At 64.3% G+C, this 12514-nt stretch carries 10 protein-coding genes; 2 read left to right on the forward strand and 8 right to left on the reverse strand.

Features of this window, described 5'->3' with window-relative positions:
* The first annotated feature begins 1 nt into the window (after position 1).
* On the forward strand, positions 2-1132 hold the full coding sequence (wecB, locus tag ACQCVD_RS12170) for a non-hydrolyzing UDP-N-acetylglucosamine 2-epimerase (RefSeq protein ID WP_426824035.1): 1131 nt from the start codon (positions 2-4) through the stop codon (positions 1130-1132).
* Between the two features lie 186 nt (positions 1133-1318).
* On the opposite strand, the gene ACQCVD_RS12175 is transcribed toward wecB, so the two are convergent.
* The 4 genes from ACQCVD_RS12175 to ACQCVD_RS12190 form a co-directional block, all read right to left on the reverse strand.
* The gene (locus ACQCVD_RS12175) at positions 1319-2506 is read right to left on the reverse strand and encodes a glycosyltransferase (protein WP_426824036.1); all 1188 of its coding nucleotides are present in this window, start codon (positions 2504-2506) and stop codon (positions 1319-1321) included.
* 116 nt (positions 2507-2622) lie between these two features.
* Positions 2623-3912 carry a hypothetical protein gene (locus ACQCVD_RS12180; protein WP_426824037.1) on the reverse strand — a complete coding sequence of 430 codons (1290 nt, stop codon included), beginning with the start codon at positions 3910-3912 and terminating at the stop codon, positions 2623-2625.
* 266 nt (positions 3913-4178) lie between these two features.
* Complete coding sequence (locus ACQCVD_RS12185; protein ID WP_426824038.1) at positions 4179-5417, reverse strand: hypothetical protein; 1239 nt, start codon at positions 5415-5417, stop codon at positions 4179-4181.
* Positions 5395-6813, reverse strand: a complete 1419-nt coding sequence (locus tag ACQCVD_RS12190; RefSeq protein WP_426824039.1) for a hypothetical protein — start codon at positions 6811-6813, stop codon at positions 5395-5397. The genes ACQCVD_RS12185 and ACQCVD_RS12190 overlap by 23 nt, the downstream gene beginning before the upstream one ends.
* A gap of 35 nt (positions 6814-6848) precedes the next feature.
* Between ACQCVD_RS12190 and ACQCVD_RS12195 the strand changes: the two genes are divergently transcribed.
* Positions 6849-7358, forward strand: a complete 510-nt coding sequence (locus tag ACQCVD_RS12195; protein ID WP_426824040.1) for a low molecular weight phosphatase family protein — start codon at positions 6849-6851, stop codon at positions 7356-7358.
* A 19-nt stretch (positions 7359-7377) separates the two neighbouring features.
* Here the strand turns inward: ACQCVD_RS12195 and ACQCVD_RS12200 are convergent, their stop codons facing one another.
* The 4 genes from ACQCVD_RS12200 to ACQCVD_RS12215 all read right to left on the reverse strand — a co-directional run bounded on the left by ACQCVD_RS12200 (position 7378) and on the right by ACQCVD_RS12215 (position 12497).
* Entirely contained in the window at positions 7378-8811 is a 1434-nt protein-coding gene (locus tag ACQCVD_RS12200; protein ID WP_426824041.1) for a polysaccharide biosynthesis tyrosine autokinase, read from the reverse strand.
* A 61-nt stretch (positions 8812-8872) separates the two neighbouring features.
* Positions 8873-9931: a polysaccharide biosynthesis protein gene (locus ACQCVD_RS12205; protein ID WP_426824042.1), complete on the reverse strand. Its 1059-nt coding sequence runs from the start codon at positions 9929-9931 to the stop codon at positions 8873-8875.
* A 27-nt stretch (positions 9932-9958) separates the two neighbouring features.
* On the reverse strand, positions 9959-11206 hold the full coding sequence (locus ACQCVD_RS12210) for a glycosyltransferase family 4 protein (protein WP_426824043.1): 1248 nt from the start codon (positions 11204-11206) through the stop codon (positions 9959-9961).
* A gap of 229 nt (positions 11207-11435) precedes the next feature.
* Positions 11436-12497: a sugar transferase gene (locus ACQCVD_RS12215; RefSeq protein WP_426824044.1), complete on the reverse strand. Its 1062-nt coding sequence runs from the start codon at positions 12495-12497 to the stop codon at positions 11436-11438.
* Positions 12498-12514: the final 17 nt, after the last annotated feature.

Below are 12514 nucleotides of genomic sequence, written 5' to 3' on the forward strand. Positions count from 1 at the left end.
CATGAGTGGACGATTGAAGGTCATGACCGTAGTGGGCACCCGCCCCGAGATCATCCGTCTCTCCCGGATCATCACTGCCCTGCACGAAACCACCGACCACGTCCTCGTGCACACGGGGCAGAACTGGGATCCGAACCTCAACCAGGTCTTCTTCGACGACCTGGGGCTTCCGCTCCCCGATATCCAGATGGGGTCCGATCCGTCATCCCTCGGTTCCCTGCTCGGTGACATCCTCCGCGGCACCGAGGCGGCGATCAAGGAACATCAGCCCGATGCCGTTGTCGTCCTCGGCGACACCAACTCGTGCATCTCGGCACTCATGGCACGGCGGATGAAGGTACCCGTCTACCACCTTGAGGCCGGCAACCGTTCCTTCGATCCGAATGTTCCGGAGGAGATCAACCGCCACCTGGTCGATCACGTCTCCGACTACAATCTGACCTACACGGAACACTCCCGCCGGAACCTGCTCGCCGAAGGCGTGCACCCGGCCAACGTGATCGTCATGGGCTCGCCGATGCGCGAAGTACTGGAACATTACCGACCCCAGATCGAATCCTCCGGCGTCCTGACTGAGCTGGGCCTGACCAGCGGTGGATACATCCTCGCCTCAACCCACCGGGAAGAAAACGTGGACCGCGAGGACCGACTCACTCAGGTGGTCGGCTCCCTCGCCGCCATCGCCAACCACTTCAACTGCCCGGTGCTGGTGTCGACGCACCCCCGCACCCGCAAACGGCTCGAACAGTACGACCTCCAAGCGGACGGCGACGTCAGATTCCACCCGCCCCTCGGCTTCCACGACTACAACCAGCTGCAGTTGCACGCGAAATGCGTGGTCTCTGATTCCGGCACCATCTCCGAAGAATCCACGATCCTCGGTTTCCCTGCCGTCACCCTCCGTGACGCCATCGAACGGCCCGAAGCGATCGACACCGGCTCCATCATCTGCACGGGACTTGACCCAGCGGACGTCATCGACTCCATCGAGATCACTCTCCGGCAATGGAGGACGCAGGGCCCGAGCACGCTGCCGGCCGACTACTCCATCAACGACTCTTCCCGGCGCGTCGTCAACCTGATCCGCTCGACCGCTGCGACTCACCACGGACGTACCGGAATCAGGAGGTGACGGTACGTCGCTGCGTGCGTGCTACCACAGGTGCGAACGAAGCGCCGGGCTCCTGCCCGGCCGCCCGGACGGGTCGCGCGACGCCCCGTTGCGGGTGGTAGGGGTGCCGCCACGAGACCGCAGCGGTGACGAGATCACCCCTGTTCCAACCGCCTCGGCCCCGGCCCGGGGGAACCGCCCACGCCGCTAGACGCTGGACTTTGACTCCTTTGCCCGTACGAGCTCGAAGATATGGCGGCCCTTGGGCTCATTCCGCCAGGTGCAGTAGCTTTCACCCGCCCTTACTGCCGCGGCTTCCCAGGCGTCGGCGCCAGCTGCGGAAAATTCATCGATCGCCGCAGCCCAGGCTTCCGGCGTGTTCGGGGAGACGACGCCGCCACCGCCCGAGGACAGCGCAGCACTCCAGGGGGTGTGGTCGCTGCACATTACCGGGCAGGACTCGGACAGCGCCTCGGCGATCACGTGCCCGAAGTTCTCCCCGGTCGTCGGGAAAGTCATCAGGTCAGCATCGTGCATCCGTTCCAGGACGACGTCCCGCGCCGCAGCCCCGGTGAAATCGACCGAGACATGCGCCGGAAGATCACGGGCGAGGGATCGGCAGTGCTCCTCGTACTCTCCGTCAGCGAAGGCTCCGACCACCTGCAGCTGGACGGGCTCAGTCACTTCAGCGAGTGCCGCCAGTAGAATGTGCAGACCCTTCTTCGGGTGGAGCCGGCTGGCGAACACCGCCCGCAGCGGTCCCGCGGAGCGGGGCGCGCGCGTGCGCGCCTTTCTGGGGAGCGAGGTCTCGTTCTCGCGGACGAGCACTCGTGTCTGTTCCCCGAACAGCGAGCGAATCTGTCTGGCCTCGTCTTCCGTGGAGGCGTGCCACATCGTCCTGATGTGTAATCCCAGTGCCCGGAATACCCGGAGAAAGACCCGCTTCTTCCTGGGCTTCTGAGCCAGGGCGCCGGGGTACAGCTCACCGCGGGGGGCTATCAGGACGTCGGCACCACGCCATCTCCCCAGGCTGCGCAGTATCAGCGGTAGCAGCGAATACCGGGGGCTGAACAGCGAGTTGAGGTAGATGACGTCGACGTCCGCCGCGGCACGGAAGGCTCCGAGGAGCGACCTCAATCCGCCCTGCACGTAACGCACGTTGGCCCGGTCCACGGGTAGCCATTCATTCGGTTGTTCCACCAGGGGCGCGCTCTCCCCCAGGTCGTGGTTCGCGCAGACGACCCAGGTGTCATATTGCGGGGGCGACTCCTCGATCAACGCCTTCAGTGTCTGAATAGGGCCTCCGCCGAGGAACGCCGGTACATAGAAGTCCGTCGGAATGAGCACAGTGATGCGGTCACCGGTGGTGGTTGTGGGGGTCGGCTGGGTGGTCATGGGATCAGCTCCTTGGTAGGGGTTCTTAGGTTCTCGGCGAAACCGTGGGAGGTTCTCTGCTCTCGGCGGATGGGGCGGGGCTGGTGTGCTTTCCCTGCGTCCTGCCGGTACCGGTGTCAGTTCAACGGGGTCGTCTCCATGAGACTGAGGTCGATATTGTCCTCGGGCACCATGAGGAGTTGTTTTCCCCGCTTGCTGGGAATCATGCTGTCGATGAAGGCCATGCCGACTGATCCCGTGCGGAGTTCGGGATACGTGGCCCGGAGGGACTCGGAGGCCCGCCGGAGATAATCCGTCCGGTCAACCTCCGGGGCGATCACCAGGACGGTGGTGGAGTCTTCGTGTTGGACCAGCTGAATGCCTCTGACATGGGGCTCATGGAGAACCGCCTCGGCGAGGCTCCACCCCTCGTAACTGTGCTGGACGCCGTCCCCGTTCGGCAGGTCAATGATGTCCACCAGACGTCCCCGTACCGGTCCGAGTTCGAGAACCGTGCCACCGGGCCCGACCAGCGTCGGGTCGATCGTGTCCCCCAGCTGATAGTTGATCAGGGGAAACGCCCTGGGGGCGATCGTGGTCACCCGCACGCTGTCCTCCGGCCCCGTGCGCAGAATGGCCTTGTGCCACAACACCCGCATCGGCCAGGTGGCATGGGGCGGTGACGCCGCGATGACCCCGAGTTCGACGGAACCATACTCGGAGAGCACCGTCGTGCCGAATCCCCGGGCCACGGCCTGCACGCTCTCATCCGTGATCATTTCACTCGTCAGGATCGTGTAGCGGGGGGCGTAGCCGGCTTCGCGTAATACCCCGGTCCGCTCCGCGTGCTGGGCCAGCCGCGTCAGGGAGAAGGTACGGCCGACCAGGTACTCCGGCCTCGTCCGCGCCAATCTGGCGAGCTGCCTGTCCAGCTCGGCCTCTTCTTTTGGGAGTGGTTCGAACATCCAGGAGTTGTTGAGCAGGTCCTTTGCCCGTCTCCGGATGAAATTGAGCGCCAGGCCTGCCCGGTTCGTCACCCTGCCGGGATGAATGTCGTGGAAGGCACCGAAGCTGTCGAAGGGGGCGAGCCCGGCGGCGGCCCGGTAGGACCACATCCCGGCGTACCAGGGTTCGAAATCCTGCTTCCCGGCCGGGAAGCTGAACGGCGTCGAGGTGGAACCAGAGGTCGTGTACGCCGACGAGCGGTCCATTCCCTGCCATACGAGGCCCTCGTGCTCGCGGAGGACGTCCTTGGTCAATACCGGCCACTGGTCCAGTTCGTCCAATCGGTCGATCACCGCAGGCAGCCGATGATCGGCAGCGAGTCGCCGGTAGAACGGCAGGGTGAGGGCACGGGCCCAGGTCCGGTTGAACTTCTCCACCTGTCGGCGGGCGATCTCCTGGGGCGCCGGCGGATCTTCAAACAATGCCCGGTCCTGCAGGCCGAGCTGGTATCGAGATTTTCCGACAGTGTGCCGGACTAGATTCTTCGGGTACGCAAACACGGTGTTCACCTCTGGTTGGAGCGGCTTGGAGCGGACAGGGAGAAACCGGACGGCGGGACCGGCCCTGACGTGGCGCTCGAGGAACCTTCGCCGGCGAAGCGTACCGGCCGTTTCTGGTTTCCCCGCCCCTCCTGCCCGGCGGCGGTGGGGACACGCGTCATCTGTGGCATCCAGGATCATCTTCACACTCATTTCACGTACGAGGGTTGTCTCGCTGCACGCCGGGCCAGGCCATGGAAGCTCAGCCACCAGCTCACTGCACTGATCAGGGCGAAGAGAGCCATTGACCACGCAGCCCCCTCGATTCCCCAGCTGTATGCCGAGAACAGGATCACCAGGGGGCGCGGAATGCCGAGTCCGATCCGGAGAAACAGGGTTCTCCGCCCGGCGAAGTTGACCCGGTGGCCGGAGATCGCCACACCCGTGCAGACGGAGAGGATCGAATCGATGCTCAGCGGGAGGATGGCGACAGCCGCGTACTGCCAGGTATCGCCGAGGAGCTGCTCCCCCACTGAGTCCGGGATGAACTGGAGCAGAATGAGAAGCGGCGCGAGCACCACCACCTGCACGCCGGCCGCGGCCACGGCCGATTTCAACTGCCGGCCGGGATTCTGTTGATCCCTGGCGAGGTACGGCAGCATGAGGGAACCGGCTGTCGTGGCGATGAGATTCATTGGTCCGAGCAGTGTCCCCGCTCCACGCACGGCACCCAGCACCCGGGCGTCGTCAAGCAGACCGAGGAGACCGGTGGTCAGATGGATGCCGCCCTGCCCGATCAGGTAGTCCGCCGAAAAAACGACGGCCGCCCGCGAGTCAGGGCGCTCCCGCTCCCAGCCGGGCAGCTGTGGCACCCCGACGGCGCGCATCGTCGCGTAACCGCAGATGGCGCCGGTGACCGCCCAGCCTGTGAACACCACCACCGGATCAATGGCGAGGAACAACGATGATGCGCTGATTGCCAGTGAGGTCAACGACCACGCTGACGTCGTCACGACCGCACGGGTCGCAGAGCCGGCGGCAGAGTCGAACATCCGCAGAAAATCCATCAGCAGGAGCCCGTGGACCGACACCCCGAAGACTACGATGTATGCGTTTCCGCTGAGCAGTCCCCAGGCGAGCAACACGACGGCAGCCACGACCCCCAGGAGCGAGGCCCGCTGGAATGCCCGGGTGAACGTGGCGGGATCGTCCGGCCGGGACAGCGCGGTGTCGGTCAATGCACTGCTGATGAAGCCCGATACGAACTGATAGGCCACCAGTGCCAGCGAGAAAGCGCCGAAGACTTCGATGCTGCTGGAGCGGGCGACCGAGATCGACAGCAGAAAGCTGGCCAGGCTGAACATCCCGTTACCGAAGACAGCGAAGCCGACCCGTCTGCTGCGCAGGAGCCGGGACACCAGTTCCCTAAACACGGTGGTGCCCCGCATCTTCGTCTTCGGGTCCCGCGGACCGCCGACCCGGCGCGGGGAGGGCAGCCACCTCCGTGTCACCGCTGCCGCCAGACCGTAGCGTTCCAGGCGCTACCTTTCGGGTCTCTGGTTCCTGCTCGGTCTCCCCCTTCGGGAGACAGATGATGACGCCGATGACCACCCAGGCGAGAACGGAGACCCGGTTGAGTGTCAGGGACGAAATTCCGAAGGAGGCGCCAATCAGGACCACCGACAACACCAGGCCATAGGCGCGCGCCGCGGCGTTCTTGAGCAGGAACGAGTACACGAGGAGGGACAGGTAGCCGACGATGAGCAGGCCCACGCCGAGAAAACCCGTGAACACCACGATCTCCGCCCAGGCACTGTCATAGGGGACCGCCAGTCCACGGAAACCGACTCCCACCAGGGGCGACGCGTGATAGATGTACTCGAACACCCCCAGCAGGGTCGACCCCTCGTTCCACCGCCCGGCCGTGAACAGTTCCAGCACGGACTGCTCACCGGCATCGGCGAAGCGCAGCAGGTACTCCAGGCCGCTCCAGGTCTGGATGAACGGCGCCGAGAATATCCCGACCGCCAGCACCGTCACCACCGCGATCCGGGAGAGTCGTTCGATGAGGCTGCCCTGCATGAAGAGATAGATCAGGGCGATCGGCAGCCCCACGAACAAAAAGACCTTCGAGACGGTGAGCATTCCCCCGACGGTGATCACCAGCAGGGTCGGCCAGAGCTTGAGGGGGGCACCCGCGTAGACGGCGATCGCTGACAGAGCCGCGAGGGAGTAGAAGAGCCCGGCCTCGGCCGGCTGGTTGAACACCCCCGAGAACCGGCCCATCTCCATTGCCGCGTCCGCGACGGTATCGTCGGTTCCCTCTGCTCCCCAGAACGGTCGGAGCAACACGGTGAGATCGGGAATGAGCATCGTGATCACCGAAAGCATGCCGTTGAGCACGCCCAGCACGGCGATGATCCGACAGGCGAACCACAGTGAAGCAGCCGTCGTCGGTCTGGGGGCGAATCCGACCATGATCAGGACGACGAGGAACGGCAGAAGCACCGTGTCCACGCCAGCGGGGAATGAACCGTACTCCCAGCGGGGCGCAGTCGCCGGCAGCGCCTGCATTCCGATGACCCCGAGCAGCAGCAACAGGAACCAGGAGCCGAACAGGGTGAGTCCGGACCCCAGGGCACGATCGATGATCGTCCGCCACCGCAGCAGCACCGCCGCAGCGGCGAGGGGATAGATCACGAAGTGTTCCACGCGGAAGCTCGACACCAGGTACGGACCGAATGCGGAGATGAGCACCACTGCGATCAGGACATGGAACTTCCGGGTTGAATTGTGGGCGAAGTCGATGGGAGGCAGTGAGAACATCCTCGAATCGGTATCCATGTTTTCCTTCCTCAATCGCTGGCTATGCTGGGAGCGTGTCGGAGATTCTCTTTGTCTGCACAGCAAACCTCTGCCGTTCGCCGATGGCTGAGTTCCTGTGGAACGATATGGACGGTGTTCCCCCGGCCGGCAGCGCCGGATTGTGGGCGCGTCCCGGACTTCCGATGCACCCCTTCGCCGCAGCGGAGCTGGCCCGACGAGGTTTCTCCGCCGGAGCGACGGGTGGTTTCCGGTCCCGCCTACTTTCGGCCCGGATGATCAGGCAGGCGGAGTTGATTCTCTGCATGGAGGGATCCCACCGGGACGGGATCCTGGCCAGTTTCCCGGCTGCCCTGAATCGGACCTTCACCGTGCTCAAGCTGGCGGAGTTGGCTACGCGGTTCCCGGGGAGCTCGCGCGCCGATGCCCGCCGGTTGAGATCCCTGCTGGTTGCGGGCGACGTCGCTGATCCGGTGAACCAGCCGGAGTCGGAGTTCATCCGCACCGGTGACGAGCTGGCGGCTGTCCTGCCGGCGATCGCGGGATGGGCTGGTGTCCACGGATAGCGGTGAAGTTGCACGGCGGTCACTGCCTCGCCGAGACTTCGACCGCGGGGGCTTCCTCCGCCGCGCTCTCCTGCCTAAGGCTCACGGTCAGCTCCGGCGGGCGGCCGTACGCGTATCCGTACCCGTTTTCCAGGGCCCGGTTCTTCGCGGTGCCGTTGGCCACGATGCCGCACGTGGTGGTGCCGGCGTCCCTGAGCAGCTGTAGGCCGCGCATCAGTTCGGTCGACTTGGTCTCGCCGATCCGGGCGACCATGATCACGGCGTCCGTCTGGGGTACCAGCACCAGGCTGTCGGTCACCGCTGTCAATGGCGGGGTGTCGATGATGATGACGTCGTATTGCTTGCGCGCCTCGTTCAGCAACTTCTTCATCCGGTCGTGGCCGAGCAGTTCGGAGGGGTTCGGCGGGATCGGGCCCGAGGGAATGATGTCCGGGTTCCTGGAACCTCCGTCGACGATGACGTCGGCCGCGTCGATCTGTCCCGCGAGCACGTTGGAGAGACCGACGGCCGAGGACAGGCGGAACGTCTGCTCGATCGTCGGTGCCCGAAGATCGGCGTTGATCAGCAGTACCCGGTCCCCGGCTTCGACGAACGCGCGGGCGAGGTTACTGGCGACGAAGCTCTTTCCTTCCCCGGGCACCGCCGAGGACACCAGGTAGATCTGCTCCCCCGCCCCGAGAAAGCGGACCTGGGTGCGCAGCGTCCGCATTGATTCCGCCGCCGAGGAATACCCGGTCTGGAAACTGATCAGCGGTCCCGAGCCGCGGCCCTTCGCCGTCGGGATCTCACCGATGGACGGCACGGCTCCGATTACCTCACGCAGATCCTCGGTCCGCCGGATCCGTTTGTCCAGCAGGTCCGAGAGCACCGCGGCGGTCAGCCCGAGCACCAGCCCACCGAAGAGCCCGAGAATCGCGATCTGGATATTCGTCGGGGCGATCGGAGAACCGGAACCGTCGGCATCGTCCGTCACTACCGCGTAGGCCAACGGAGCAGTGTCGCTGCCGGGCGTCTCCATCTCGTCCACGAAGTCCGGGTAGGCCCTCGTGACGGCATTGGCCTTCGCTGTGGCTGCGGCGAAACTGTTGGCCGTCGCCGTCACGTCGAAGAGCACGGTGTCCTGCACCGGTATGGCGGAGACGTCGCCCCGGAGATCGTCGAGGGAAAACCGCGAGTTCCGGGCCGCGATCTCCAGCAGCCGGTCGGAGTCGACCAGGCGCGCATATGTGGCGACCTTTGCCGCCGCCGCCTGGTTGCCCTCGTAGAGGGAGTACGTCGTGGCGGTTTCGTCGGCCCCGACGTTTACCTGGAGGCCGACTCTCGCCGTCGCCTCATACTGCTGCTCCCGTTGGGAACTCACCCATCCCACGAGCATCGCCACCAGTCCGGCCACGATGAGTACCATCCACCATCGCGAGCGAATTGCCCGCATGATCATCTTCCACTCGCTCATTTTCAACACTTCCCGGGTTCTAGAGGTCAATTTGGTCCGTTGTTCTCACACGCCGCAGGTCTCAGGAGGCGAGTTGGGGTAGTTTCGTGGCTGCGAGCAGTGCCTGGATCTCCGGCAGCCGGCAGAGCAGCTCCTTCGTCTCCGTCACGGTGAGCTGACGCGTATTCGCCGAGGTGTAGTCCTCCGTCCGGGCGATTTCGGTCTCCCCCTCAGAGAAATACTGTTCGTACTGGAGTGAGCGCGCATCGAGCGGCACCCGGAAGTAGTCCCCCTCGTCGTGGGCTTTCCCGATCTCCTCCCGACTGAGGAGGGTCTCATCCATCTTCTCGCCGTGCCGGACGCCGATCACCCGGATCTCCGGGTTCTCGTTTCCGAGGAGACTGGCGACTGCCCTGGCGAGGACCTCGACCGTGGCCCCGGGCGCCTTCTTGATGAAGAGGTCACCGGATTCCGCGTTCCGGAACGCGTGCTCGACCAGGTCAACCGAATCCTGCAGAGACATCAGGAAACGTGTCATGTTCGGTTCGGTCAGGGTCAGCGGCTGCCCCTGCTGAAGCTGCCTGACGAACAAGGGGATCACGGAGCCGCGGGAGTACATGACGTTGCCGTACCGGGTGATCGAGACGGTCATCCCGCTCTCGGGGAAATTCCGGGAGAACGCCTGGGCGGTCTTCTCCATCAGCGCCTTGGACATCCCCATGGCGTTGACCGGGTAGACGGCCTTGTCGGTGCTCAGGCACACCACCGAACGCACGCCGGCGGCTGCCGCCTCCTTGATGACGTTCTCGCTGCCCACAATGTTCGTGAGAACCGCCTGATCCGGGAAGAACTCGCAGGAGGGAACCTGCTTCAGTGCTGCGGCGTGGAAGACGAAGTCGGCGCCACGCATGGCGGGGGCGACGCTGCCGGCGTTGCGCACGTCGCCGAGGAAGAAGCGGAGACGCTCGTCGTTGAACTGGCGCCGCATGTCATCCTGCTTGGCCTCGTCCCTGCTGAAGATGTTGATGCGTTTGGCGCCACGGGCCAACAGATTCTGTGCCATGGTTGATCCGAACGAACCGGTTCCGCCCGTGATCGTGACGACTGAACCTTCGACTGGAGATGGTGTCTGGTTGATCATTTCAGTGCTCCTGGTGTGGGTTTTCTGCTATTTCACGAGTGTTGTGGGTCGTGGGGACGTCGGTTTCGTCGTTCCTGCCGCCTTCTCGAGCTCGGCCTCGATGGCGGCTATGGCGGCCGAACATGAAAAGTGTTCGAGATAGGTTCTGGCGGTTCGTGTTCTGAGTTCTTCATATGCCGCGTCGTCCAATTCGCTGGCGCGGACGAAGCATTCGGAAAGGGAGGCGGGATCCTCGACTTCAGCGGTGTACCCGATGTTCAGGTCCTCCACGAGTCCGCGGAGGTCGCCTGGGACATTGGTGATGACGGGGACCCCGTTGGCGAGCGCGGCCTGGAACTTGGACGGGATCGTTCCCCGGAAAAGTGGTAAGTCCCGAAGCGTCACGAGGGCAAAATCCGCCTCGGCCCAGATCGCGGGCATCTCCTCCACCGGGACACGCCCCTGGAAGACGACGTTCTGCACGTCGAGTTCTTCCGCGAGGCCCTTGATACGGTCCAGTGCGACTCCGTCACCGATGATCGTCACCCGGATCGCCGTGTCCTGGACCAGGTGTGCGGCGCGCACCACGGTTTCCAGGTTCTGCATGTCGCCCACGTTGCCGGCGAAGACTATGTTCGTGGTGCCATCTCCGGTCGTCTGCGGTGCGGGGGGCTCCGTGTCGAATTCGTCGGCCCAGTTGTAGATCAGGCTGACCCGGTCTTCCGGTGCCCCGCGGCTGACCAGCGTTTCCACCATGGTGGGAGCGATCCCGATGATGCCGGCGGCATTGCGGTACACCGTGGTGAGCCAGGGTGACAGCGCCGCCTCGATGACCCGGGAGGACCTCGACCCGGACACCAGTGATGACCCCACCACCGAGTCCGGCCACAGGTCCTGGACGTGGAGGACGTAGGGTGCGCCACCGAAGATCCGCCACAGCCAGGGACCCAATGCCGGTGTCATTTGCGTCGCATAGACATAGATGACATCGACGTCTTTCGCGAACGCCCGCGCGGTACTGGCTGAGATCGCGAATGACGCATAGTTCGCGGCACGTGCCACCGCGTTCATGGAGTGGTCCGGGTAGAGGGGAACCCGCAGGACATCGATGCCGTTGATCAGCTCACGTTGTCGCCATTTCTGCTTGTGTCCCTCGAAGATCACGCCGTCGGGGTAATTCGGGAATCCGGTCAGGACACGGACGGAGTGGCCTCCTTCTGCCAGACCTTCTGCGATCGTGGAGGCGAGCGTGGCATTTTCCGGGGGATAGTACTGCGAGACAATGAGGATCTTCATGAGAGCTGCCTTCCTGAGTGGTAACCGATGTGTTCGACGCCGGTGATTGCGGTCCTCCGGCGCTTACCCGGGCCGGTGAGATGACTCCGCCGCCCATCTCCTGCGTTTAGCCCGGAGCTTCCGGCTGCCCAGCGTGAGAGGCTTCTGCGCCTACGGCTGGACGTGTGATTCTTCGCGGCCGGTGAGCTGCCGGTTCCCGCCGGTGACAACTCACGGAGCGGGATGTGCCCTACCATGTCGCCTCCATCCGCACCCGGTTCCCGGGCAGGCGGTCCTCGGCGATCATGAAGCCGTGCCGCTGGCACTCGAGGATCGCTCCCGCACTTTCGCGTGACAGTTCAACCGAGGCGTTGTGTACGTCGCCCCGCTGCTTCATGAACTGCACGAGCAGGCTCAGCGCAGCGTCCTCATTCAGGTGTTTCTGCTGCTCCGGATCCATCACGAAATAGATCCGGGAACCGGCGGCCGACGGATCCGTCCGATAGCCGGCGATCGCCACCAGGCGGCGGGTGTCGAGGTCGTAGACCACCAGGTCCTTCCGCTGCTGGTCCAGCCTGGCGGCGTGCAGCCACGCCATCACTCCGGTGGTGGTCCCGTTATCTTCCACCCCGGCGATCTCCGGCGGCTGTTCCGTGGCGAACCAACGCACGCAGGTCGGTACATCGCGTGGTTCAATTCGCCGGAGCGCGAAAACTGCGTTGGAGGGGTAACTGCGGTATTCGTCGAGGTCCTCATTGAGCACCCAGGACTCCGCCGCGGTGTCTTTGCGTTGGACCACTCCGACTAAGGTCTGCCAGAGTATTTTGAGGTCGCCGAACAGTGTCGCTTCCCTGGCGTACTGGGCGTCCAGGGCCAGTCGATCGTCCCAATCGAGAAAATTTCTTCCGCTGACCTGGGCCGCACCGGTAATGCCGGGACGGACTGAATGGCGGGTGAGCTCGGTCTCGGTGTAGTAGGGAATGTATTCGGTCAGCAGCGGCCGTGGCCCAACCAGGGACATCTCGCCCCGGAGAACATTGAGAAGCTGGGGTAGTTCATCCATGCTCGATTGGCGGAGCAGACGACCGAAACTGGTCAACCGCTCCTCTTCCGACAAAAACTGCCCCTCGGCGTCGGTTTCCGGCAGCATCGAACGGAACTTCAGGAGCTCGAACTGCTGGCCGTCCAACCCCACTCGATCCTGCTTGAACAGCACGGGACGGCCGAGGTTGACGCGGACCAGGGCGGCGGTGACCGCAGCCGCTGAAAGTGTCAGTGGCGCGCTCAGAACGACGATCGCAGTGTCGAGCACTCTCTTTAGCTTGATGT

Source organism: Corynebacterium halotolerans (assembly GCF_050107895.1).
Classification (GTDB): Bacteria; Actinomycetota; Actinomycetes; order Mycobacteriales; family Mycobacteriaceae; genus Corynebacterium; species Corynebacterium halotolerans_B.

Coding starts and splice junctions, on each gene's coding strand:
- ACQCVD_RS12205 (WP_426824042.1), bottom strand. CDS start 9,931: ATGATCAACCAGACACCATCTCCAGTCGAAGGTTCAGTCGTCACGATC.
- ACQCVD_RS12200 (WP_426824041.1), bottom strand. CDS start 8,811: ATGAGCGAGTGGAAGATGATCATGCGGGCAATTCGCTCGCGATGGTGG.
- ACQCVD_RS12175 (WP_426824036.1), bottom strand. CDS start 2,506: ATGACCACCCAGCCGACCCCCACAACCACCACCGGTGACCGCATCACT.
- ACQCVD_RS12210 (WP_426824043.1), bottom strand. CDS start 11,206: ATGAAGATCCTCATTGTCTCGCAGTACTATCCCCCGGAAAATGCCACG.
- ACQCVD_RS12190 (WP_426824039.1), bottom strand. CDS start 6,813: ATGGATACCGATTCGAGGATGTTCTCACTGCCTCCCATCGACTTCGCC.
- ACQCVD_RS12185 (WP_426824038.1), bottom strand. CDS start 5,417: ATGCGGGGCACCACCGTGTTTAGGGAACTGGTGTCCCGGCTCCTGCGC.
- wecB (WP_426824035.1), top strand. CDS start 2: ATGAGTGGACGATTGAAGGTCATGACCGTAGTGGGCACCCGCCCCGAG.